Genomic DNA, 25198 nt, shown 5'->3' on the forward strand with positions numbered 1-25198 from the left:
CGACATTTCGGGACAGGTTCGCGCGCCACGCCCGGGACCCGACTTCCCATATCGGCCAACCGTGCCCGCGCACAGGGAAATACGTGCGTTTCCGGCCGGACATACCACTAACACGCCGGGCCACAGCCATGATTCGGTGATTGCTGGCGTCAGACTGGAACGGTGATACCCACGCAGGAACCGCGCTACCTCGAACCACCCGGCCGATCCGGCAGGCCCGGGCGGTTCGCGGCGATACCGCGTATCGCCGCACTGGTAACGGGCGTCGCCGCGGGGGCCTGCCTGCTCTGGAGTCTGTCGCCGACGCTGTCGGCGGCGCTCGGCGGCACCCGCCATTATCTGGACCGGTACTACCTGTACGCACCCGATACCAACCTGCTCTGGGCGGGTCTGCTGGGCTGGCTGGCGATCGGCCTGGCCGAACACAAACGGATCGCCTGGTGGGCACTGGTGCTGTATCTGGTGAGCTGGATCCCGGCGAACCTGTCCGATGTCGTGCGCGCCCACGACAGGCACGCCGCTGCCGCCGCGCTGGCACATGCGGCGGCACTGGCCGTACTGCTGCTGAGCCGTTCGGAATTCGGTGCGCGCATCCGGCGCTGCGCACCCCGCCCGGCGGCGGTGTGCCTGGCCGCGGGCCTGCTGATCGCGGCCCTCGCCGGTTGGGGTGTGGTCCAGGTATTTCCGGGATCGCTGTCCTCGGCAGCGCAGCGAGCCCGCTGGGTGATCGCCGAGCTCACCGCGAATCTGGTACCGGGCGCGGCGGTACCGGCCGGCCGACCTCCTTTTCCGGCCGAGTTCCTGGTGGGACTGTTCGGCGCACTGGCGTTCGCGGCGGCAATGCTGGTCCTGAACCGCATCCGGCGAGCGGAGTACGCACTCACCGACGCGGACGAATCGGCCCTGCGCGCACTGCTGGCGGATTCCGACAGCGCCGGTTCGACCGACTATCTCGCGACCCGCCGCGACCGGGAGCTGATCTTCACTCCGAACGGCAGGGCGGCCATCGGCTATCGAGTGGAGTACGGGGTCTGCCTGGCCCTCGGCGATCCACTCGGCGCACGCGACTCCTGGCCACAGGCAGTCGAGACCTGGCAGCGCTACGCACACGGTTTCGGCTGGCGGGTCGCGGTGATCGGGGCGAGTGAAACCGCCGTTCCCGTCTACCGGCGAGCCGGGCTCACCGCGGCCGACGCCGGCGCGGAGGCCGTACTCGACACCCGGAGCTTCTCGCTCGCCGCACCGGAACTCGGCCCGGTCCGGCAATCGGTCGCCCGGCTCCGCAAACAGGGTGTGACAGTACGGATCCGCCGCCACCGCGATATCGGGACCTCCGAGCTCGCGCGGCTCACGGTATGCGCCGAGGACTGGCGGCACAGCGAGACCGAACGCGGGTACCCGCTACCGCTGGGCCGGCTCGGCGACCGCCGGGACGGCGACTGCCTGCTCGTCGAGGCGGTCGACAGCGGTGAGCGAGTGCTCGGGCTGCTGTCGCTGGTGCCGTGGGGCAGGACCGGCGCGACAATGGAATTGCTCCGCCACGCCCCGGGCAGCCCCCCGGAGACCACGGATCTGCTGATCGCCGAATTCGCCCTGCGGGCCGAGCAGCACGGCATCCACCGGATATCAATGAGTTTCACACTCTTCCGGTCGGTGTTCGAGGCCGCGGGCCACACGAACACGGCGGCGCGTAGACCGTTCCCCGCGCTGCGCACAGCGGCCGGAATCGTCCGCGGCGCACGAGCGCTGCCGCTGGCCTGCACCCGCTGGTGGCAGCAGGACCGGCTGCACCGGGCGAGTATGCGCTATCAGCCACACTGGGTACCCCGCTACGTTCTGTCCGATACCGCGGGTGATCTCGCGCGAATCGCCGTAGCCGCCGCGCGCGCCGAAGGACTTGCGCCCGGACCGGACCGGAGATCCACGGCGTTCACCCACACCGGCCGCCATCGCAGCGCGCCGGCGAGCCCCGCCCCCGTCCGGCCCGGTACGAACAACACGATCGCAGCGACCGACCCCGAACCCGAGCACCGCCCCGAACAGGTCCGCGTGCGGACCGGGAAACTGGACCGGCTCGCCGCCTCGAATATCGACCCCTACCCGCTGCCGTTCCCACCGACCCACACCGTGGCCGCGGCCCGGCGCGCCCCGCGCGGTACCACTGTCCGGGTTTCCGGCCGGCTGTTGCGCCGCCGCGACTACGGTGGCGTGATCTTCGCGCAGGTCCGGGACTGGACCAGCGATATCCAGCTGCTGCTCGACCGCGACCGGCTCGGCCGGCAGCGCCTCGACGAATTCGGCGAACTCGCCGACCTGGGCGACTTGATATCGGTCAGCGGTCAGCTGGGCTACAGCCGGCGCGGCGAACTGTCACTACTGGTGGCGGATTGGCGGATGCTCGGCAAATGCCTGCATCCGCTGCCCGACAAATGGCGCGGCCTCCATGATCCGGAGGTCCGGATGCGGCGCGGTTATCTCGACCTGATGATCGACCGGGACGCGCGCGAACTGCTGGCCCGGCGCAGCGCGGTAGTGCGTGCCCTACGGGATGCCCTGCACGATTACGGTTTCCTGGAGGTCACGACGCCGGTACTCCAGCAGGGGCCGGGCGGCACCGCCACCCGCAGCCTGCGCACCCATATCGATGCCGACAGCACCGATCTACATCTGCGCGTCGCGCCCGAACCGGCGCTGAAACGACTGTGTGTCGGCGGTGTCGAGAAACTCTTCGAGCTGGGCCCGGGTTTCCGCAATATCCGCGCCGGCACGTATCAGCTGCCCGAATTCACGCTGCTGGAGGCATACGAGGCGCACAGCGATCACCGGCGCATGATGACCCTCTGCCGGCAGCTGGTCCAGCAGGCGGCGCTCGCCGCCAATGATTCGATGATCGCCATGCGCCCGACCCCGGACGGTTCGCTGGCGGCGGCGGATATCTCCGGGGAATGGCGGGTGCGGTCGATGTACCGAGCGCTGTCGGCGGAGATCGGATCGGAGATCACCCCGCGGACCCCGCTTCCCGAACTACGGGAACTGTGTGAGAAGACCGATATCGTCCACCAGCCCGGCTGGGACGAGGGGCGTACCGCGTACGCCCTCTACCGGCGGCTGGTGGTCGAGACCACCCTGGAGCCGACCTTCTACACCGACTTTCCCAACTCGGTCTCACCGCTCTCCCGGCCGGATCGCCGGGACCCGACGCTGGCCGAACGCTGGGATCTGGTGGCGTGGGGAATCGAATTGGCGTCCGGGTCCAGCGAACTCACCGACCCGGTGGAGCAGCGGCGGCGGCTCGCGGCCCAGTCGCGGATCGCGGCCGGCGGAGGTCAGGTGGCGATGGAACTCGACGAGGAGTTCTTGTGCGCGCTGGAACACGCGATGCCGCCCACCGGCGGGCTCGGTCTCGGTGTGGATCGGGTGATCATGCTGCTGACCGGACGCGCGCTGCGGGAGACCCAGCCGTTCCCACTGATCCGGCCGCGATGATCAGCCGGTCCGCGCCCACCGCGGCGATCCGATCTGTCGTCTCGAAGGTTTCCCAGCCACTGCCCGGGGAAGTACGGTGTAGGCACTTCGGTCCCGGGAGGAGGGGCCAACACTCTTGGAACGGGGTTCGAATTGAGTTACGTGGACTTGCTCACCCACGCCGGACAGGTGGACTATTCGGCCTGGGCGAATACCGATACGCTGGCTTCGACAGTGGATCTGGTCGCCCGGAAGAAGAGCAAGGGCAAGGGCGGCGGCGGCTTCGGCCTGTTCGGCATTATCTGCTGTGTGCTCGTGGTGGTCGTCATCGTCGCGATCGTCCTGCTCGCCCGCAAGAAGAGCGGCAACAATTCATCGGGCCAGTTCCCGCAGCCAGGCCAGCCACCACAGGGTGGTTACCCGCAGCAGGGCGGTTACCCGCAGCAGGGTGGCTACCCCCAGCAAGGCGGTTACCCGCAGCAGGGCGGTTACCCGCAGCAGGGCGGTTACCCGCAGCAGGGTGGCTACCCCCAGCAAGGCGGCTACCCCCAGCAGGGTGGCTATCCCTCGGACCCGAACTACCCCAACCCGCCACAGGGCGGTCAGCCGCCGTACCCCGGGCAGTAAGTCCCGACCGGCACGCAGAAGGGCCCGGTTCGCCGCGAAGACGGCGAACCGGGCCCTTTTCTTTCCCGACCGGACTTCCCGCTCGAGTTCGGCGCCGTGACCTCGACTGTCCACCTGCCGGATCGATGCGGCAGAGTGGACCCGTGCAATTGATACTCGTTCGCCATGGCCAACCGCTCCGGGTCGACAATGCGGGGCAGGCCGCCGACCCCGGCCTGGCGCCGATCGGGGCGGAACAGGCCGAACGGGTACCCGCCGCTCTGGAACCCCATCGCATCGTCCGGGTCATCAGCAGCCCGCAACGCCGAGCCCGGGAAACCGCCGCACCGACCGCCGCGAAACTGGGCCTGAACGTGGACATCATGGATGATCTGGCCGAATACGACCGGGAACTACCTTCGTATATTCCGATCGAGGACGCGAAGGTGGAATTCACCGACGCCTACGACCGGATCAAGGCCGGCCATCTGCCGTTGCAGATCGATGCCGATGCCTTCCGGCACCGGGTGCACGACGCGATCACCGAAATCGCGTCCACCACGGCGGCGGCCGATACCGTGGTGGCCTTCGCGCACGGCGGCGTAGTCAATGTGACCCTGCAGGACATTCTGGGCCTGGCCCGGCCGCTGACCTTCCCGATCGATTACTGCTCGATCACCCGGATCCTGTTCTCCCGTACCGGTCGCCGCACCGCGGCGACCGTGAACGAGAACGGCCACGTCTGGGAATTGCTCCCGCGCAATATCTCCGGCTGATCAGGCCATTCCGGCGATCCAGTTGTGCATCCACGACAGCGCGGTCTGGCCACCGCCGACCTTGTAGCTGCCGTAGGAGACATGCGATTCGGACTTGTAGAAGGTATCGAGGTCCTTGACCCGCTTCTCGTTGGCGCCCTCGGTCAGCTGGGCCTGCAGCGTCGGCAGACCACCGTTGGCCATCAGATCGCTGACGATGGCACCGACTTCCATCTGGTAGCGCCAGATATTGGCAGGGTTGGCATCGGAGCTCTGCGCGAGGAAGCCCGCGAAGCGGGTGATGAAATCGGTCGCCGCGGTGGAGCAGTAGAGGTCGTCGGGGATGCACACTGTGCGGGTACGGTCACTGACCCAGCCGAATCCGCCGACCCGGGGGCCGCCGGCTCCGGCGCCCGGCGCGGGCGGGCCGACCTGGATATCACCGGGGGCACGACGCGGATCGGAGATGAGGCCGACGCCCGCGATACGTTCCGGCCGGATCGGGCCCAGACCGGTTCCGATCTCGGCGGCGAGGTCACCGGCGGCGTCGGCGCCCTGGCTGTAACCCACGATCGCGACTTTGGTGGCGCCGCAACGCTCGGCCATATTCGTGATCATGCCACGAGCGTTGGATACGGCCTCGTTCTTGGAGTCGGCGTAGATATCGCCTTCCCACGGGAACGCAGTGGCCGCATACGTGACGTAATCGACCTCGGCCGACGACGGTAGGCCGTTGGTCACCCTGGCGAGCATGCCCGGGGTGGGACGTTTGTCGTGGCCGGTTTCCCAGGTCCCCGGAATTGCCACCACATACAGACTCGGGCATCCGGGATCGGCGGAGGCCGCCGATCCTCCGAAAGCCAATCCCGACGCAACCACCGCGCAGGCGCCCAGCGCCGCGGCAACCCTTTTGAACTGCATTCTGCTCCAGTCAACCCTGGCCCCTGATGGGGACGCTCCCGTGTGAGTCATCGCCAAGATGCTGAACCCGGCCGATGACACCGATGCGTGTAACAGGTGAACAACAACCACGCGTCACAATTACACGATCGGATCACGATCTCGTACCGGGACACACCGGAAATAACAATAGAGCGACGATCTTGGTATCGCCAGCCCGGACCTGGTTTCGACGCGGCGGATATGAGACGGCGCAATTCCCCCGAGTGGGCAGGAGCAGCGATTTCCCGGGTCCTCGAACAGAAACGGTGCGGTGTTCCCGGAAATCTTCCGAGAACACCGCACCGAAACGTATTCGATTGTGCCGTATCGCTTCCGGTTCAGCGGTTCGTCCCCGCCGTTCCGGAATCAGCGCTGGGCGACAGCGGTCGGCGGGATCGGCGCGGGCAGCGCGGTCTCACCCTCCAGATACTTGTCCACCGCCGAGGCGGCGGCGCGCCCTTCGGCGATCGCCCAGACGATCAGCGACTGGCCGCGACCCATATCACCGGCGACGAAGACACCGGGGATATTGGTGGCCCAGTTCTTGTCCCGCTGCACATTGCCGCGCTGGTCGTAGCCGACGCCGAGATCGGTCAGCAGACCCGGCTTGTCCGGACCGACGAAGCCCATGGCCAGCAGCACCAGATCCGCCTCCAGGGTGAATTCGGTGCCCTCGACCTTCTCGAACCGGCCGCTGACCATCTTGACCTCGTGCGCGTCGAGCCCGGTGACCTTGCCGTCCGCGCCGACAAAACGCTCGGTGTTCACCGAGAACACCCGCTCGCCACCCTCTTCGTGCGCCGAGGACACCCGGTACATCAGCGGGTAGGTCGGCCACGGGGTGGAGCCGGCCCGCTCCTCCGGTGGGCGCGGCATGATCTCGAACTGGTGCACACTGGCCGCACCCTGCCGATGCGAGGTACCCAGGCAGTCCGCACCGGTGTCGCCGCCGCCGATGATGACGACCTTCTTCCCGTGCGCGTGGATCGGCGGCAGCCCGTTGTCGTCGGTGACCGCGTCGCCGTGCTGCACCCGGTTGGCCCAGGGCAGGAACTCCATGGCCTGATGGATACCGTCGAGCTCGCGACCCGGAATGGGCAGGTCGCGGGCCTGGGTGGCGCCACCGGCGAGGACCACCGCGTCGAACCGCTCGCGCAGTTCATCGGCGGTGATGTCGACACCGACGTTCACACCGGCCTTGAAGACGGTGCCCTCGGCCTCCATCTGCGCCAGTCGGCGATCGATGAAGCGCTTCTCCATCTTGAATTCCGGGATCCCGTACCGCATCAGACCGCCGATCCGGTCGGCCCGCTCGAAAACGGTGACGGTGTGACCGGCCCGGGTGAGCTGCTGCGCGGCGGCCAGGCCGGCGGGACCGGATCCCACGACCGCGACCTTCTTACCGGTGAGCCTGGTCGGATACACCGGCGTGACCCAGCCCTCGTCGAAGGCGTTCTCGATGATCTCGACCTCGACCTGCTTGATGGTGACCGGATCCTGGTTGATCCCGAGCACGCAGGATGCCTCACACGGCGCCGGGCACAGCCGCCCGGTGAACTCCGGGAAGTTGTTGGTCGCGTGCAGCCGGTCGATACCTTCACGCCAGCGGTCCTTGTAGACCAGGTCGTTCCATTCGGGAATCAGATTCCCCAGCGGACAGCCGTTGTGGCAGAACGGAATGCCGCAGTCCATACAGCGGCTGGCCTGCCGCTGCAGGGTCTGGTGCGGGAATCCCTCCTGATAGACCTCTTTCCAGTCCATCAGCCGCAACGGCACGGGACGACGTTCGGGCAGCTCCCGGGACGTGTGCTTCAGAAATCCTTGGGTGTCACCCACGAGCGGCCCCCGAATAGTCACAGCGCCCCATCGACGCCACCTGCGGAATGTTCTTACTAGCCACGAGCGGCCTCGAATAGTCACAGCGCCTCATCGACGCCACCTGCCGAATGTTCTTACTAGCCACGAGCGGCCTCGAATAGTCACAGCGCCTCATCGACGCCACCTGCGGAATGTTCTTACTAGCCACGAGCGGCCTCCATGATCGCCTCATCGACATCTTTACCGCTCTTCTCGGCCTCGGAGATGGCGAGCAACACCTTCTTGTACTCGCGCGGCATGACCTTTACAAAGTGGTTGACCTGCTGCGACCAGTCGCCCAGGATCCGTTCGGCCACCGCCGAACCGGTCCGGTCGCGGTGCTGGCCGATGATGTCGCGCAGCCAGGTGAAATCGTCACCTGACAGCTCTTCGACGGCCTCGGTCTGTTCCGGGTTGAGCCGGCCCGCGAAAGTACCGTCGGGGTCGTAGACGAATGCCAGACCACCGGACATACCGGCGCCGAAGTTACGACCGGTATCGCCCAAGATGACGACCCGCCCGCCGGTCATGTACTCACAGGCGTGGTCACCGACGCCTTCGACCACCGCGGTCGCACCGGAGTTGCGGACCGCGAACCGTTCGCCGACCACACCGCCGATGAAAGCCTGGCCGCTGGTCGCGCCGAACAGGATCACGTTGCCCGCGATGATGTTCTCTTCGGCCCGGAATTCCGCGGGAGCGTTGGGCGCCGGGCGGACCACCAGGTGGCCGCCCGAAAGGCCCTTGCCGACATAGTCGTTCGCGTCACCCTGCACCCGCAGGGTGATACCGGCCGGGACGAACGCGCCGAAGCTGTTACCGGCCGACCCGGTGAGGGTGATGTCGATGGTGTCGTCGGGCAGGCCCGCGCCGCCGTAGAGCTTGGTGACCTCGTGGCCGAGCATGGTGCCGACCGTGCGGTTCACGTTCGTGATCTTGGTATCGATCCGGACCGGTTTGCCGAATTCGAGCGCATCGCGGCTCTGCGCGATGAGCTCGTTGTCCAGCGCCTTGTCCAGGCCGTGGTCCTGCTCCTTGGTCCGGCGGCGGTCCTGGAACATGAACGCCGTCTCGACATCGTCGAGGATGGGCGACAGATCCAGTTTGCTCGCCTTCCAGTGCCGCTTGGCCTTGGCGGTGTCGAGCAGATCGACCCGGCCGATGGCCTCGTCGAGCGTGCGGAAACCCAGCTCCGCCAGCAGTTCCCGGACTTCCTCGGCGATGTAGGTGAAGAAATTCACGACGAACTCGGCCTTACCGGTGAAGCGTTCCCGCAGCACCGGATTCTGGGTGGCCACGCCGACCGGGCAGGTGTCGAGATGGCAGACCCGCATCATGATGCAGCCCGAGACCACCAGCGGCGCGGTCGCGAAACCGTACTCCTCGGCGCCCAGCAGGGCCGCGATCATCACGTCACGGCCGGTCTTCATCTGGCCGTCGACCTGCACCACGATCCGGTCGCGCAGACCGTTGAGCAGCAGGGTCTGCTGGGTCTCGGCCAGGCCGAGCTCCCACGGACCACCGGCGTGCTTGAGCGAGGTCAACGGGGAAGCACCGGTACCACCGTCGTGGCCGGAGATCAGCACCACATCAGCGTGCGCCTTGGACACACCCGCCGCGACGGTGCCGACACCGGGCTCGGCGACCAGTTTCACGTGGATCCGCGCCTGCGGATTCGCGTTCTTCAGGTCGTGGATGAGCTGCGCCAGGTCCTCGATGGAGTAGATGTCGTGATGCGGCGGCGGCGAGATCAGGCCGACACCCGGGGTGGAGTGCCGGACCTCGGCGACCCACGGATAAACCTTGTGCGCGGGCAGTTGGCCGCCCTCACCGGGCTTGGCACCCTGGGCCATCTTGATCTGGATATCGGTGCAGTTGGTCAGGTAGTGCGCAGTCACGCCGAAGCGGCCCGAGGCCACCTGCTTGATCGCGCTACGACGCCAGTCACCGTTCTCCTCCGGTTCGAACCGGGCCGGCGATTCGCCGCCCTCACCGGAGTTGGAGCGGCCTCCGAGCCGGTTCATCGCGATGGCCAGGGTTTCGTGGGCTTCGGCCGAGATGGAGCCGTAGCTCATGGCGCCGGTCGAGAAACGCTTCACGATCTCGCTGGCGGGTTCGACCTCCTCGATCGGAATCGGGGAGCGGGCGCCCTTCTTGAACTTGAACAGACCACGCAGTGCGGCCAGCCGCTCGGACTGGTCGTCGACCAGCTTGGTGTACTCCTTGAAGATCGAGTACTGCCCGCTGCGAGTGGCGTGCTGCAGTTTGAAGACGGTGTCCGGGTTGAACAGGTGGTATTCGCCCTCGCGCCGCCACTGGTACTCACCGCCCACCTCGAGCTCGCGATGCGCGCGCTCGTTGCGGTTCTCCAGGAACGCGACCGCGTGCCGGGTCGCCACATCGGCGGCGATCTCGTCCAGCCCGATACCGTCCAGGTGCGAGCGCAAGCCGGTGAAGTACTCGTCCACCAGTTCCTGTGACAGGCCGATCACCTGGAACAGCTGCGCACCGTTGTAGGAGGCGACGGTGGAGATGCCCATCTTGGACATCACCTTCAGCACACCCTTGCTGGCGGCCTTGTTGTAGTTCGCGACGGCCTTGCGGTAATCGGCGGCCACGTCGCCGGTGCTGCCGGGAACCTCCAGAGCGCCCCGGTCGAGCATGTCCTCGATCGATTCGAAGGCCATGTACGGGTTGATGGCCGCGGCACCGAAACCGACCAGGGTGGCCATATGGTGCACCTCGCGGGCGTCACCGGCCTCGACCACCAGGCCGACCATGGTGCGGGTGCGTTCCCGGACCAGGTGATGATGCACCGACGCCGTGAGCAGCAGCGACGGGATCGGCGCGAGCTTCTCGTTGGATTCGCGGTCGGAGAGCACGATGATCCGGGCGCCGCCGTCGATGGCCGCCGAGACCTGGGTGTTGATCGCGTTCAGGGCGCGGCGCAGGCCCTCGCCGCCGGCCGCGACCTCGTACAGGCCGCGGACGACCACCGACCGCAGTCCGGGCTGGCTGCCGTCGTCGTTGATATGGACCAGCTTCGCCAGTTCGTCGTTGTCGATGATCGGCTGCTGAATGACGATCTGGCGACAGGACTCCGGGCTGGGATGCAGCAGATCGGATTCCGGGCCGATATGGCGGCGCAGGCTGGTGACGACCTCTTCCCGGATGGCGTCCAGCGGCGGGTTGGTGACCTGCGCGAACTGCTGGGAGAAGTAGTCGAAGAGCAAACGTGGCCGCGACGACAGCACCGCGATGGGGGTATCGGTGCCCATCGAACCCAGCGCTTCCGCCCCGGTCTTGGCCATCGGCGAGATCAGCAGGTTCAGTTCTTCCAGGCTGTACCCGAAGATCTGCTGCCGGATCAGCACCCGGTCGTGCGACATGTGGATATGCGGGCGGTCCGGAAGGTCGGAGAGATGCTTGATGCCCTCGTCGAGCCATTCCCGGTAGGGGTGTTCGGCGGCGAGCTGGGACTTGATCTCTTCGTCGCCGACGATGCGGCCCTGGGCGGTGTCCACCAGGAACATACGGCCGGGCTGCAGGCGGACCTTGCGGACGACCTTCGACTGGTCGATATCGAGGACACCCACCTCGGAGGCCATGACCACCAGGCCGTCGTCGGTGATCCACACCCGGCTGGGGCGCAGGCCGTTGCGGTCCAGGACGGCGCCGATGACGGTGCCGTCGGTGAAGCACACCGATGCGGGGCCGTCCCACGGCTCCATCAGCATCGAGTGGTACTCGTAGAACGCGCGGCGTTCGGCGTCCATGTTCTCGTTGCGTTCCCAGGCCTCGGGAATCATCATCAGCACCGCGTGCGGCAGCGAGCGGCCGCCGAGGTGCAGCAGTTCCAGGACCTCGTCGAAACGTGCGGTATCGCTGGCCCCGGGGGTACAGACCGGGAAGATCTTCTCCAGCCGGTTCTTTCCGGCTGAATCCTTGCCGAAGATGTCCGACCGCAGCAGCGCCTCGCGCGCTCGCATCCAGTTCTCGTTGCCGGCGACGGTGTTGATCTCACCGTTGTGCGCGACCCGACGGAACGGGTGGGCCAGCGGCCAGGACGGGAAGGTGTTGGTGGAGAACCGGGAGTGCACAATGCCCAGGGCGCTCTCCACCCGGTCGTCCTGCAGGTCCAGGTAGAAGGCCCGCAGCTGCGGGGTGGTGAACATGCCCTTGTAGACGAAGGTCTGACCGGACAGGCTCGGGAAGTAGACCGACTCCCTACCGGTCGCGCCCTCGCCCGCACCGGAGCGGCCGAGTTCGTGCTCGATCCGCTTGCGCACGACGTAGGCGCGGCGCTCCAGATCCATCCCGGAGAGCTGTTCGGTGGCGTCGGCGGGCGAGGCGATGAAGACCTGCCGGAACAGCGGCATGGCATCACGCGACAGCGCGCCGAGCGACGATTCGTCGATCGGGACCTCGCGCCAGCCGAGGACGGTCAGGCCCTCTTCCTTGACGATCTTCTCGACGCCGTAGCAGGCGCGCGCGGCTTCCCGACGGGCCTGGGGCAGGAAGGCGATACCGGTGGCGTAGGAGCCCTCCGTGGGCAGGTCGAAGTCGACCACTGCCCGGAAGAACCGGTCGGGTACCTGGATGAGGATGCCCGCGCCGTCACCGGAGTTCGGCTCGGCGCCCGCGGCACCGCGGTGCTCCAGATTCAACAGGGCCGTAATAGCCTTGTCGACGATGTCACGGCTGCGGCGGCCGTGCATATCACCGACGAACGCGACACCGCAGGCGTCGTGTTCGTTCGCCGGGTCGTAGAGCCCGATGGGTCCGGGGGACCTGTGGCCAGGTAGTTGCGTCATGCCTCTGCCTTCGAAAAAGTCGACCTCGACGTGGTGCGGCCTGTGGTGAGTACGCCCTGTCGAACGCCGGTACTGTCGAACGCTCCCTGCTTGGACTGCGTTCGTACGTTGGCCGACACCAGCCGCGCTGATGGTGTTCGGCGTGCAGTCACGTCTGAAGTTTTTCCACCTGTCGCTGTGCACAGGTACCCGCCGGTAACGAAACGCTTACGCGTTCGGAACCCGGGAGCGGGATTTCGCCCGCTAGGCTGGCCTGATCGGTGGTCACCCGAGCATGCCCTAGGCCGGACATCGGTATGTGCGGCGTAAGAGCAAACGATAAGCCAGGTCCGGGGACCAACCAACCAAGGTTGCCCTAATAATCGGATCTAGCTGGGCTTCTTCATTCGTTCCTCCACATATGCGCGTTTTCTAGTGTAAAGCAGCTTCCGGGGGCGAATCGATCCCGGGATCGCCCCTCCGAGCAGCGGCGATCCATCGATTCCGGCCCCTTCCCGATGCCACGTCGCATCCGCCGAACCCACGCTCACCTGCATCGAAGAGGAATTCCCGGGCGTACCGGGAGGCAAACCCATCAGCCTGCGGCTAACTGTTGCGCGCCCCGATGAGATGTTCGTGACAGCGTCGTGACAAGCGCAGAACATGATCCGACCGTCCGGACTGTTTTTGAGTTCAGCGCCCACAGCACATGATCAGCAAACCTCGTATCGAGTGGTATACGACACATTTCCGTGGCCCGATCGCGCACCGTTCCCGTTGCGGCAGCGGAGGTTTCGATGCAGTCACCCACCACTCCGGGACCCGGGCGCGCGGCGGTCGTGGAATGCTGATCGGCGCCCCTTGTGAAGATCCCCACACCCACTCGTCAAGGGTCGATCGACAGGCGTGTGGCCTGTCACGCTGAGACAACGAATCGATGATGCGATACCTCCGCCTTCGCTGCGGCCTCCGCGGACCGCATGTACCTGCTCCAAAGGAGTGCCGATGACAGCTGCAGAGGATATGGGCCCTATGAGCGTCACCGGCATCTTCATCCGGCTCGGCGGCGGACAGCCCGCCGAAACCGCCGATGGATACGAGCGGACCGGATACACGATCACCGGCGCCGGTGTGGCGCTGTTCGCACTCGTCACGGGCGCGGTCACCGCCACTGCCATGGGTGCCGCCGACCAACCCGCGCTCGCGGCCGCATCGATCGGTCTCACAGCGGGAGTTCTCGCCTGCCTGCTCGGCCGGGCCCTGGCCGCGGCCCAGCCCACCGCCCGTCCCGATCTGCCCGCCGGAACCCGCAATGTCCCGGCCGTCGCCACCCGGGTCGGTATCGCCGTCCTGGCCGGCGTAGTGCTGGCGGAAATGGCGATGACCGTACTGTTCGGCGGCACTGTGGACCGGATACTGGACGACCGGGCAGCAGCCGCGGTCGACACGACCCCGGCGGTTCGCACCGCCCAGGACGAACTCGACCACGCCGTCGCCGACCGCGCCGCCCTGGACGGGACCATCGCGGCGGCCGCCACGGATATCGACACCGCGCTGATCATCGCCCGGTGTGAGTTCAATCCGTCCGCGCAGTGCCCGCAGACCAAGATCACCGGAGTGCCCGGCCGCGGACCGGAGGCCCAGACAGCGAACGAAATGCTCGACGACGCCCGCACCGCGCTCGGTGCCGCGCAGGCGCGCGTCGCACCGCTCGATCAGCGGGTAACCGACGCCCGGCTGGCTCTGGACAAAGCGCGTACTGCGGTCGCCGACGGTGATCGCGGATTCGGAGCGCGGTGGTCGGCGGTGCACGACTACACCACCGGCCACTGGGACGCCCTGGTGCTGCGGCTGCTCACCTGGGCGGTCTTCGCACTGCTGGCGCTGCTGCCGCTGATTCTGCGCTGGTGGCGCGGTGAGACCGCACAGGAGCGGCGCCGGGCCGCCGAGGCCGTCCGTGACCGTGCCGAACGTGCCGCCGACGCGGCGATCGCCGAGAAAGAGGCCGCGATCCGGGCCGATACCGCGGCCGTCCGGGCCGAACAGCGACTCGCCGCGGCCGAACTCGCGGCAGAAGCCGACACCACCATCGATCGGGAGCGGCAGCGCACCCGGGTCATCGCCGCGCTCGGTGGGCTGGAGATCGGGGTCACCGAACGCGATTCCGTTTCCGACCTGCTGTCACCGGCCGGGAACATCGCGCTGCCGCCGGGGACGGGGAAACCGGATCTGCCGGTACCCCTGGGCAAGGAGGTCGCGGTCCGGGAGCCGGCCGGTCTGGAGCTTCCCTTCATCGGCACCGTGCCGTTCACCGATACCGCCGCCCGCTGGATCCGGCCGCTCGTCCCGGGGTTCGTCAGTTCGGCCATCGACAACGCCATCGATACCGCGAGCCAACCGCTGCGCACCGCCCGCCATGTGCTCACCGAAGCCGAAGAGATCACCTTCACGCTGCGCCGGGCACGAAAGGTCACAGTGGACAACGTCGACGGCTCCCGTCCGGCGCAGGAGACACCCACCCGCCGCGACGACACGGTGGCCGCCGATATCACCCTCGATTCCGACGCCATCGTCTCGGCCACGACCCGTCTGGAACCGGCGACAACGGCCGCGCTGCCCGCGGGCGGCACCCGAACGGGTTCCCCACGCCGCGAGCTGCCCCCGGGAAGCTGAGCCCGCCCGGCCCGATCCGGCCGTTTCGCGCGGTCCCCGGCATCGGCCGGCTCGCAGCGCCGGGCGTGGCCGGGCTCCGGATGGGTTTCCCCCGCCGCGCCCATTAGACTCGGCCGCGTGCAGCCTGCCGCTGATCCGGCCGGTTCCGTCGGGGCGGGAAGACATCCGGAAGAACGACCCCAGACAGCGACGGTTCCGATCCGCCCGCTGAGTTTCCGGGAACTGCTCGACGCGCCGTTCGCTCTGCTGCAGGCCGATATCGGGATATTGTCCGGATGGGCCGCGATCCTACTGGTGGGCGGCGAACTGCTGGTCGTCGCCACGATCGGGCTGGTCTCCCACCTCACCGACGGTTCGGATGCCGGAACCGCCCTCGCCGCACTGTTCGCGACGCTCACCGCGGCCTGGTTCGTCCGGTTCGGCCTGCGCGGTGTCACGGTCGCGGTCGAGTCGGCCCGGGCCGGCCGGATGCCGATCGGCCTACGGGAGGGGCTGCGCCGGACCGGCACGCGGCTGGGTCCGCTGCTGCTCACTCAGCTGCAGTTCACCGCGATCGGTGTCGCGGTGCTGGGCATCAGCGGATTGCTCTTCCCCCTCTCCTTCCTCGGCGGTCTGTTGTGGTTCCTGATCGCCTTTCCGTGCTGTCTGCTCTGGCTCGCCTGGTTGCGCGCGCGTCATCTCGTGGCCGTCCCGGTGCTGTTCGCCGAGGGTGCCGGTGCCGCGGCGGCCCTTGCTCGCTCGGGCCTGCTGACCGGGAATCTGCGTATGCGGCGAGCCGGTGTCTGGATATGCCGGCACCTACTGTTCGCGGTGCTCCTGGCACCGCTGCTGGGCCTCGTACTGTTCGTCGGTGATATCTCCGGCACCCATCGGTGGGCGTTCCTGGTACTGGTCACCGCCGCCGGACTCCTGTCGGCCGCTTTCGCCGAGATCGTGGAGTGTGCCGCCCGGGTCGTGAGTTACCTGGATCTGCGCTGCCGCCGGGAAGGTGCCGATATCCGGATTCCCATACTCACCGAAGGTCGCCGGTGACCGATCCCGATCGGACCGTCCCGGAACCACCCGGACTCGATGCCGCGGCGATACACGGCAGCGCGGCCGAACGCGCCGCCGCGCGCGGTGATTTCGATACGGCCCTGCGCGAACGTTTCCGCGCGTTACTGCGGGGCATGGAACAACGCGAACTGCTCGAAGTACGCCGCTCGCGGACAGCTCGGGAGACCTCGCACGAGGCCGCGGCGCGCCTTACCCCCGAACATTCGGGCGATCTATTCGCTGCCGCCCAGGCTTTCGACGAGGTCGTCTACGGCGGCCGCCGCGCGAGCGAGGACGAATACCGCCGCCTGACCCAGGCCGACCGGTTCTCCGCCGCGGCACCGCCGCCGCCACCCGAACCGGTGGATATCGAATCCGGCCGACGCCGATCGCGGCCCCGGCGCGGGGCCCCGGAATGGCCCGCGATCCTGCGCGACCCCCGATTCTGGGGTGGAGTCGCCGGGCTGGCCCTGATCCTGCTGGTGCTGTACGCGGTCCTGCAGGGCTGCTCCGGCCCCGGCGCGCCACGCCCGCCGGACGCGCCGCCGATCGACCCGCCTCCGATGAATCCACCGCCCGACGGTGATTACGACACCGATCTACCCCGTCCCACCGGCGGCGATTCTTTCTTCGACCGCACCCCGGACCGGCTCGCCTTCGGCGGGCTGCAGTTCCTGATCGCCGGGGCGCTGCTGGTGTGGTGGCGGGCACGCCGCCGGGGCACCGTGGTCGGCGAGCCCCGGCCGGTGGAAGTCGCGGCCGATGAACTGCTGTCCGGGCAGGCCGGCCTCTACCGCCGCTCCGGCGATCACGCGCATATCGCGGGTGTGCTGCGCGCCGCGACCGTGCGCAGACTGCGGCGCGTGCTCGGTACCGGAATCGCCCCGGACGAGTTGGCCACCGTGGTCGCCAACCGTGTCGGGGCGGACCCGGGGATGATCGGCGCGGCGCTCTACGGGCCGGTACCGGATGCGTCAACTCTGGAACTAGTTGCCGCGCAACTCGAATGGATCGAAGCGGAGGTCGGATGACCAGCATTGACACCGGTAAGGCAGACACGGAAGGCTCCGCCGCTCTCACCTCGGCCGAGGCCGCCGCCGCGTTCGCGGCGTTACGCGGCGAAATCGGCAAGGCGGTGGTGGGTAACGACGACGCCGTCATGTATCTCGTGTTGGCCCTGCTGTGCCACGGCCATGTCCTGCTGGAAGGGGTTCCGGGTGTCGCGAAAACGCTCCTCGTCCGAGCCCTGGCCACCGCACTGGATCTGCGGCACAGCCGGGTGCAGTTCACCCCGGACCTGATGCCGGCCGATGTCACCGGATCGCAGATCTACGATCCGCATTCGGCCGAGTTCACCTTCCGCGACGGGCCGGTGTTCACCAACCTGCTGCTGGCCGACGAAATCAACCGCACCCCGCCGAAAACCCAGGCGGCACTGCTGGAATCCATGGAGGAGCGCCAGGTTTCGGTCGACGGCCGCCCCCGCCCCCTGCCCGACCCGTTCGTCGTGGTCGCCACCCAGAACCCGATCGAACAGGAGGGCACCTATCCACTGCCCGAGGCACAGCTCGACCGCTTCCTGTTCAAGGTCGATATCCATCTCCCCGACCGGGACGACGAGTTCCGGGTACTGCAGCGGCATGCCGAGGGGTTCGACCCGCGTGACCTCGCCGCGGCGGGTCTGCGACCGGTCGCCGGTCCCGCGCATATCGCGGCGGCCCGGGCCGCCGTCTCCGGGATCACCATCCGCCCGGAGGTACTGGCCTACATTGTCGATCTGTGCCGCGCCACCCGGACCATGGCGGCCGTCCAGCACGGTGCGTCAACCCGTGGCGCTACCGCGCTCATGTCCGCTTCCCGCGCCCTGGCCTGGTTGAACGGGCGGGTTTTCGTCACACCCGACGATGTGAAAACTGTTGCTGTGGCGGCCCTTCGGCACCGGCTGCAGCTCCGTCCCGAGGCAGAATTGGACGGGGTGACCGCGGAACAGGTCATGGCATCGTTGTTGGTCTCGATCCCGGTCCCGGTGTAGGCCGTGATCGTCACCGGCCGTCTGGTCGCTGTCGCGGCCGCGGCGGCCACCGTGGTGATGCTGCTGATCCCGTCGTGGTTCGGCGTCCTGGCGGCCACCGCGCTGGTCCTCGTTCTCGCTGTCACCGATCGACTGCTGGCCGCCCGCGCAGACGATGTGGCATTGCACCGTCCGGAACTGTCGGTGCTGCGCCTCGGTGCGGCCACCGAGGTGGAGCTGACGGTGACCAATACCGGGCCGCGGGTGCTGCGGGGCCTGCTCTGGGACGATTGGCCCGCCAGCGCCCAGGCCACCGGTCGCGAACACCGCATCATCGTTCCGGTGTCCGGCCGGATCCGGTTGCACACGATCCTCACTCCCGCCTACCGCGGCGATCGCGCGGCGGGCCCGGTGACCCTGCGGCTGTTCGGTCCGCTGGGTCTGGCCGGACACCAGTTCCATCGCGCGGTCCCCGCCCGGGTGCGGGCTCTTCCCCCGTTCCGCAGCGAACGACTGCTCGCGGCGAAGGTGAAACGGCTGCAACATCTGGAGGGCCGTAATCTGGCCGATCTACGCGGCCAGGGAACCGAATTCGACTCTTTCCGCGAATACGTACCGGGTGACGACGTCCGCACCATCGACTGGCGGGCCACCGCGCGCGCGACCGATGTGCTCGTCCGCACCTGGCGCCCCGAACGTAATCGGCAGGTGCTCATGCTCCTGGACACGGGCCGGATCAGTGCGGGCCGGGTCGGGGCGGGTACCCGGCTGGAGACAGCGATCGAGGCCGCCCTCCTGCTGGGCAGCCTGGCCGCGGCCGGGGGCGATACGGTGGGACTGCTCGCCTACGACCGCGTGGTGCGGGCCGAGGTGCGCGCTGGTGTCGGCCGCGGTATCCAGCCCAGGCTCATGCACGCCCTGGCCGGAATCACGCCCGCGCTCCTCGACACCGATGCCGAGGGCCTGGTCCGCGCGGCAATCCAGCGGGTTCGCCGACGTAGTCTGATCGTCTGGTTCACCAGCCTGGACGGTGCCTCGGTGACCGAGAACCTTCTACCGGTGCTCCCCGTACTGGCCGAACGCCATCGCGTGCTGATCGTCTCGGTCACGGACCCGGAGTTGGCGGCCGCGGCGGTCGGACGCGGCGATCTGCCGGGTCTGTACCGAGCTGCCGCCGCCGAATCCAGGATCGCCGAGCAGGCGGTACTGCAGGAATCGCTGCGCCGACGGGGTATCGCCGTGGTCGCGGCCGCCGGAGCGGATCTGCCCGCGGCCCTGGCGGACGAGTATCTGGAACTCAAACAGTCCGCTGCCCTCTGACTTCCGGACGCCGGCTCTCGGCAACGGGTCCGATGGCGTATCGCGGGAAAGTTGCCGCAGGGACAGCGGTTACCGACACCCTGCGCTGTCCGTGACGACGCACCGCGTTCGCGTTCATCACCGCGGTGGTAGCGGCGCCCGGGGGCCGGGCATCGCCGGTAACGGTGGCATCACGAACGGAATCGGCGGGGGAAGCGCCGGTAGGGCGCGGCGCTGGCGCTCGGCGATCACGCTCCCGAGGATCTGCACGGGTGGATACCCCGCGGGCGGCGCCACTCCCAACCGGCCGCACACCGCGGCAACGAGCGCATTCCCCAGTTCGTATCGGGCGGCCGGGGTGAGCGAATCGATCCGGGTCAGATACTGCCGGACGGCCAACGCCAGGTCCTCGGGAAGGGCAGTGAAGTCCAGCTCGGCCGACCAGCCGGCCAGCCAGGCCGGGGGCACGGCGAGCGCGGGTATCGAAAGACGATGCTGGATATGCACCACCACGGTTCCCGCGAGAACGTCGCCCACCCGGCGCGCGTGTGGTGAACACATCGAGCTCACCACTGCGATCACGCCGAAGAGCCCCAGCATCCAGAAATCCACGATCGCCCCGGTGAGGCCGCGGGTCAGCGCATGCCGGAAATCGACCGGGCCGCCGTCGGCGCGCACCACACGCAACCCGAGAGCCAGTTTTCCCGGCGTAGCGCCGCGCAACAACGTCTCGAACGCGACCGGGTACCCGACGAGCACGGTGACCAGCGAAGCCAGTGTCAGGGTGGAGAACCAGGGATCGGAATCGTCGCCGTGGACCAGCAGCAGTACGCCGGTGAACAAGGCGATCCCCAGCGCGGCCTGCAACATGAGATCGAGTACGAAAGCTGCCGCGCGAGTCGGGATGCGGGCGACCGGCAGCTCGATCGCCACGGCTTCACCCGTCGTGAATTCGGCCATATCGAATAGCATTCTTCCACGACGACCGGTTTCCGGGCCCGTTGTCGGTAGCGCGCAGACCCGGGCCGCCATGGGCGCACAGAGTCATGAGCGACGGTGCTCGTCACGCCGGACGACCGCGGCGGTCGCCGGTGTCGTGGTCGCGCGGCGACGGTACAGGGAGCGGGAGGCGAGCCCATGGATGTGGACGCGTACAGCGCGCGGCACCGGTACATGTGGACCAGGCTGGACATCTTGTCGCGCAAACGCCGGCTCACCGGTGCCGAGGCCGATGAACTGGTGCTGTTGTACCGGCGCACTTCACAGCAGCTGGCCCGGTTGCAGACTCACAGTCCGGAGCCCGAACTGGTGGCCGGGTTGAGCGCCGTGACAGCCCGCGCCCGGGGCCGGATCGTCGGTAGCGCCCCGAATACGTGGACCGAGATCGTACGTTTCTTCACCCACGGGTTTCCCGGAGCGGTGTATCGCGCCCTCGGCTGGTGGCTGGGCGTCGCGGTGGCGTTCCTGGGTGTCGCGACCGGATTCGCGACCTGGATCGTCCATGACCCGGCGGCCCGCGAAACCCTTGGGCTCCAGGGAGATACCGGTGCCCTCACGGCCCCCGGTGGCGCCTTCGAGACCTATTACACCGAGCATTCCAACGACGCCTTCGCCGCATTGGTCTGGACCAACAATGCCTGGGTATCGGCACTTGCCCTGTTCCTGGGCGTGCTCATCGTCCCGGTGGTCTACCTACTTTTCATGAATGCCCTGAATATCGGCGTGACTGCGGGCTTGATGGCCGAGGCCGGTCGGCTGGACTCGTTCTTCGGATTCCTGCTGCCGCACGGAATGCTGGAACTGACAGCCATTTTCATCGCGGGCGGCGCGGGACTGAAACTCGGCTGGACTCTCATCGATCCCGGTCGGCGCAGTCGCGCCGAGGCCGTCGCCCGGCAGGGGCGCGTCACCGCGACAATCGCCCTCGGCTTGGTGCCGACCCTGCTGGTAGCAGGGCTTCTGGAGGGCTTCGTGACCCCGAGCGCCCTACCCACCCCGGCCAGGATCGCGGTCGGGCTACTCGCCGAAACAGCGTTTCTCGCGTACATCTTCACCGCCGGCCGCCGCGCAGTCCGCCCTACGGGTGAGACAAAAGCGGTGGCAGCAGCCGCGCCTCGTATGCGATAACGGTTAGACAACCTCGAGCACACCGGGCACAAGCCCGTTTTGCGAGGTGGCAGCAACGTGAGCAGGACTACCTGCGTGGATTCCCCCATTTGAATTCCGCTGGCCGCAGCGAGTCGCCGCTCTAGCTGCGGCCAGCGTTACCGTTGACTCTACACAATCGTTACCCCTACGCAACCCGTTGCGGCTGAGGTCACAGGTACGCGTCGAGGTGCGGCAAACTTCCAGAAACCCCAGGGGATAACCCGCATCAGCTAACTTCCAGCAGGCATCCACAGCCTTGCAGCGGTGCTTTCATTTGCAAGTACATTTGGTTTTTACTGGTCACGGACATATCCGTAACCATGGTTACGCGTAATGGATACGAGGGTCGCCGCGGCGTTCGCCCGAACCGTCGTTAACTCGATCGACCCTGCAGCGACCAGCGCATTCGCGCGCTGTTAACACAGTTGCCGAACAGGTGATACCGACGAAAAATACCCAGAGTTTGTTTAATAGGGACAAACCCGCCGCACCCCCCGAACATGGACCCCCTGGGCACCATGCGGTAGTTAACCAAGGCGGTTCCAGGACGTGAACTGGGTCACCGGTGCCGACTGGTGAGGCAAACCTCAGCAGCGCCGCCGCAACCGAAAAGTCTTTGTGTGACTTTGGTCTCATTCAGGCATATCGAGAGGAAGGGAGGCTGTTCACATCTCTCCGGCGCCGAGCGGACAACCCGCGCGGGACTCGATATACCGTGACTCCGCGGTCGGCAGGAAGCCACCGAGGGACGTACAGAAGCAGCGCACAAAAAAGGGGGCCGGAACGATGGATCGCGCTCGGCGCAACCATCATTCCGGCCCCGGAATGCCGCCAGCGGGTCACATGAGCGCGCCGCCGTCGACCCGGATCTCCGTACCGGTGATGTAGCGACCGTCGTCGGAACCCACCATCGCGACCACTCCCGCGATGTCCTCCGGATTACCCAGCGCGCCACCGTTGAGCCATCCGGTGAGGCGGGCGAACAGAGTCCAGTCCGCATCCTCGGGCTGTTCGGTGATGGATTCGGTGGTGATCCCGCTCGTGATACCGGCCGGGACGATATTGACCGCCCGCAGCCCCTGCTTCGCGTACTCGAGGCCGATCGCGTGTGTGAAGGAGGCCACGCCGCCCTTCGACGCGGCGTACGCGGCCAGATAGGGCGCCGCCTGGAAGGCCGATGTCGACGACAGATTGATCACCACGCCCCGGCCCGATTCCAGCAGCGGCGGTAACAGCGCCTGGGTCATCAGGAAGGTGCCGGTGAGATTCACCGTGATGACCCGGTTCCACTCGTCGAGCGGCATCTCGTGTGTACGGGCCGGTTTCAGGATCCCCGCGCAGTTGACGAGAACGTCCAGCCCGCCCAGGTCGCGCAGCGCGGTATCGGCCGCCGCGCGCACGGAATCGATATCGGCGATGTTCACCGTCACAGTGCTCAGCCGGTCGGCCGCGTCGCCGGCCTTGTCCACGGTGGCTGCCAGACCGGGTTCGTTGATATCCGCGGCAACGAGCCGGGCACCTTCGTCCAGCAGCCGCAGTGCCACTCCCTGGCCGATTCCCGAACCCGCGCCTGTCACCAGTACTCGACGGCCTTCATATCTCCGCATGGCAAGAATTAGAACAGGTTCGGATAGCGTGTCAACGGGTTCCGTGGATATCGCGGCAGATTTCTGTAACACGTTCTAGGTCTGCGACTTGCCAGCGGGAAGGATAAGTGACCACTGACACACCAGCCGGTTACGAGTGGGCCGACCGGCACAGACCCGGAAAACAGAAGAAGCCGTGGATACGATGATCCACGGCTTCTTCTCGGTGGGCGAAGGGGGACTTGAACCCCCACGTCCCGAAGGACACTGGCACCTGAAGCCAGCGCGTCTGCCATTCCGCCACTCGCCCGAGCGACGGACAGACACTAGCACGGAGATGTCGGGGAGACGAAATCACGTGGTCACAGCCGTGCGGAAAGCGGCACTGACCTGGGATCCGGGCCAGATCGCCGGGCTCGAGGGAACTCCGGCGCGGTTCCGGTAGTTACAGGTATAGCCGAACGTGGATATCATGCAGAGAACGTGCTCGTAGTGCGACACGCCGTATTCGCGTGTCGTCGTAAAGAATGAGGAGAGACTCACCGAAGGGAGGGCCCGAATGGGGATCGTCTCGCGTTTCGAGCGTCGCCTACAGGGCGCCGTCGGTGACGTCTTCGCCAGAGTCTTCGGCGGGAACGTCGTCCCCCAAGAGGTCGAGGCAGCGCTGCAGCGTGAGGCCACCGACAACGTCCGCGATGTCGGCGGTGGTCATCTGCTCGCACCCAACAGTTACGTGATCACCATCAACTCGTCGGACCACCGGCAACTGGATGCCGATCACGACCTCACCACCCGCGCTTTCGCCAAACATCTGCAGGATTACATCCGTGATCAAGGCTGGCAGACGTATGGCGAAGTGCACGTGGCGTTCGAGGCATCCCCTACGCTGCACACCGGAATGTTCAGGACGAGCGGTCGCGTCGACCCCGACGCAGGCCGTGGAGCCGCCCCGGCTCGCCGCCCGGAACCGCTACAACGACCCGCTAACCCGCAACCAGGAGCTGGCCCCATGACGCAGAACTCTGGCTACGACCCGAGCCGTGAGCACGCGGAGTCCGATCCACGCAATCGCGGGTACGCTCCCGGACCCGCGGGACGCGGGCCGCAGAACGGCGCGTACCCCGAGGACTACGGTCCCGGCGCGGCCTACAACGGCGGCCAGGACTACCAGAACGGCTACGACTACCAACAGGGCGGCGCGGCCTACGATCAGCAGGGCTACGGCCAGCAGCCCGGCTACGACCAGGGGTACGGCCAGCAGGGCGGTTACGACCAGCAGGGTTACGCACAGCAGCCCGGCTACGACCAGGGCTATCAAGGCCAGCAGGGTTACGACCAGGGCTACGACCAGCAGGGCTATGCACAGCAGCCCGGCTACGACCAGGGCTACCAGGGCCAGCAGGGTTACGACCAGGGCTACGACCAGCAGGGCTATGCACAGCAGCCCGGCTACGACCAGCAGGGTTACGCACAGCAACCCGGCTACGACCAGGGCTACGACCAGCAGGGTTACGCACAGCAGCCCGGCTACGACCAGGGGTACGACCAGCAGGCCTACGGTCAGCCACAGGGCCAGGGCTACCCGGCGCAGGGCGGCCAGCCGGCCGGCTACGGCGCACCGGCCGGATACGCACCGGCCGCCGGGCCCGGCTTCTCCGCGACGCTCGCGCTCGACGACGGCAGCGGCCGGACCTACCAACTGCGGGAAGGCAGCAACATCATCGGCCGCGGCCAGGACGCGCATTTCCGGCTGCCCGATACCGGCGTCTCGCGGCGGCATATCGAGGTGCGCTGGGACGGCCAGACGGCGATGCTCTCCGACCTCGGTTCCACGAACGGCACGCTGGTGAACGGCTCCCCCGTGCAGGATTGGCAACTCGCCGACGGCGATGTGATCCGTGCCGGGCACTCCGAGATCCTCATCCGTATTGTCTGATGCCGTAGGCTCGCCGTGCGGATCACGAGGCGCCTCTCGCATAATGGGGCGGCCTAATCGTGATCGGTCTCGTCCGACGGCCCTATGATGTG

The 25198-nt window shown here is 67.4% G+C and carries 15 protein-coding genes and 1 tRNA gene; 10 read left to right on the forward strand and 6 right to left on the reverse strand.

What is annotated here, in order from left to right:
• Positions 1-162 precede the first annotated feature (162 nt).
• The 3 genes from lysX to ACWCPQ_RS12050 all read left to right on the forward strand — a co-directional run bounded on the left by lysX (position 163) and on the right by ACWCPQ_RS12050 (position 4847).
• The gene (gene lysX / locus ACWCPQ_RS12040) at positions 163-3486 is read left to right on the forward strand and encodes a bifunctional lysylphosphatidylglycerol synthetase/lysine--tRNA ligase LysX (RefSeq protein WP_449897511.1); all 3324 of its coding nucleotides are present in this window, start codon (positions 163-165) and stop codon (positions 3484-3486) included.
• Positions 3487-3618: 132 nt separating this feature from the next.
• Positions 3619-4092, forward strand: coding sequence for a hypothetical protein (locus tag ACWCPQ_RS12045; protein WP_449897513.1), 474 nt, complete (start codon positions 3619-3621; stop codon positions 4090-4092).
• Between the two features lie 143 nt (positions 4093-4235).
• Positions 4236-4847: a histidine phosphatase family protein gene (locus ACWCPQ_RS12050; protein ID WP_449897516.1), complete on the forward strand. Its 612-nt coding sequence runs from the start codon at positions 4236-4238 to the stop codon at positions 4845-4847.
• Here ACWCPQ_RS12050 and ACWCPQ_RS12055 read toward each other — a convergent pair whose 3' ends face one another.
• The 3 genes from ACWCPQ_RS12055 to gltB form a co-directional block, all read right to left on the reverse strand.
• Positions 4848-5747 (reverse strand): cutinase family protein, encoded by a 900-nt coding sequence (locus tag ACWCPQ_RS12055; protein WP_449897518.1) that lies wholly within the window; start codon positions 5745-5747, stop codon positions 4848-4850.
• A gap of 387 nt (positions 5748-6134) precedes the next feature.
• Positions 6135-7604 carry a glutamate synthase subunit beta gene (locus tag ACWCPQ_RS12060; RefSeq protein WP_449897521.1) on the reverse strand — a complete coding sequence of 490 codons (1470 nt, stop codon included), beginning with the start codon at positions 7602-7604 and terminating at the stop codon, positions 6135-6137.
• Between the two features lie 182 nt (positions 7605-7786).
• Positions 7787-12439 carry a glutamate synthase large subunit gene (gene gltB / locus ACWCPQ_RS12065; RefSeq protein WP_449897524.1) on the reverse strand — a complete coding sequence of 1551 codons (4653 nt, stop codon included), beginning with the start codon at positions 12437-12439 and terminating at the stop codon, positions 7787-7789.
• A 984-nt stretch (positions 12440-13423) separates the two neighbouring features.
• Between gltB and ACWCPQ_RS12070 the strand changes: the two genes are divergently transcribed.
• The 5 genes from ACWCPQ_RS12070 to ACWCPQ_RS12090 all read left to right on the forward strand — a co-directional run bounded on the left by ACWCPQ_RS12070 (position 13424) and on the right by ACWCPQ_RS12090 (position 19457).
• A complete protein-coding gene (locus ACWCPQ_RS12070) occupies positions 13424-15091 on the forward strand; it encodes a DUF4407 domain-containing protein (RefSeq protein ID WP_449897526.1) in 1668 nt (555 codons plus the stop codon).
• Between the two features lie 117 nt (positions 15092-15208).
• Entirely contained in the window at positions 15209-16123 is a 915-nt protein-coding gene (locus ACWCPQ_RS12075) for a hypothetical protein (RefSeq protein ID WP_449897529.1), read from the forward strand.
• A complete protein-coding gene (locus tag ACWCPQ_RS12080) occupies positions 16120-17157 on the forward strand; it encodes a DUF4129 domain-containing protein (RefSeq protein WP_449897530.1) in 1038 nt (345 codons plus the stop codon). Before ACWCPQ_RS12075 ends, ACWCPQ_RS12080 begins: the two co-directional genes overlap by 4 nt.
• Positions 17154-18158, forward strand: coding sequence for an AAA family ATPase (locus ACWCPQ_RS12085; RefSeq protein ID WP_449897532.1), 1005 nt, complete (start codon positions 17154-17156; stop codon positions 18156-18158). Before ACWCPQ_RS12080 ends, ACWCPQ_RS12085 begins: the two co-directional genes overlap by 4 nt.
• A 3-nt stretch (positions 18159-18161) precedes the next feature.
• The gene (locus ACWCPQ_RS12090; RefSeq protein WP_449897533.1) at positions 18162-19457 is read left to right on the forward strand and encodes a DUF58 domain-containing protein; all 1296 of its coding nucleotides are present in this window, start codon (positions 18162-18164) and stop codon (positions 19455-19457) included.
• A 117-nt stretch (positions 19458-19574) separates the two neighbouring features.
• On the opposite strand, the gene ACWCPQ_RS12095 is transcribed toward ACWCPQ_RS12090, so the two are convergent.
• The gene (locus ACWCPQ_RS12095) at positions 19575-20396 is read right to left on the reverse strand and encodes an RDD family protein (RefSeq protein ID WP_449897536.1); all 822 of its coding nucleotides are present in this window, start codon (positions 20394-20396) and stop codon (positions 19575-19577) included.
• A gap of 177 nt (positions 20397-20573) precedes the next feature.
• On the opposite strand from ACWCPQ_RS12095, the gene ACWCPQ_RS12100 reads away from it, so the two are divergent.
• The gene (locus ACWCPQ_RS12100; RefSeq protein WP_449897538.1) at positions 20574-21563 is read left to right on the forward strand and encodes a stage II sporulation protein M; all 990 of its coding nucleotides are present in this window, start codon (positions 20574-20576) and stop codon (positions 21561-21563) included.
• Positions 21564-22423: 860 nt separating this feature from the next.
• On the opposite strand, the gene ACWCPQ_RS12105 is transcribed toward ACWCPQ_RS12100, so the two are convergent.
• Both ACWCPQ_RS12105 and ACWCPQ_RS12110 read right to left on the reverse strand, forming a co-directional pair.
• Entirely contained in the window at positions 22424-23191 is a 768-nt protein-coding gene (locus tag ACWCPQ_RS12105) for an SDR family NAD(P)-dependent oxidoreductase (RefSeq protein WP_449897540.1), read from the reverse strand.
• Between the two features lie 206 nt (positions 23192-23397).
• Positions 23398-23480, reverse strand: a tRNA-Leu gene (locus ACWCPQ_RS12110).
• Positions 23481-23729: 249 nt separating this feature from the next.
• Between ACWCPQ_RS12110 and ACWCPQ_RS12115 the strand changes: the two genes are divergently transcribed.
• Entirely contained in the window at positions 23730-25106 is a 1377-nt protein-coding gene (locus ACWCPQ_RS12115) for an FhaA domain-containing protein (protein WP_449897542.1), read from the forward strand.
• Positions 25107-25198 lie beyond the last annotated feature (92 nt).

The sequence above is a fragment of the Nocardia sp. NPDC001965 genome (assembly GCF_053594175.1).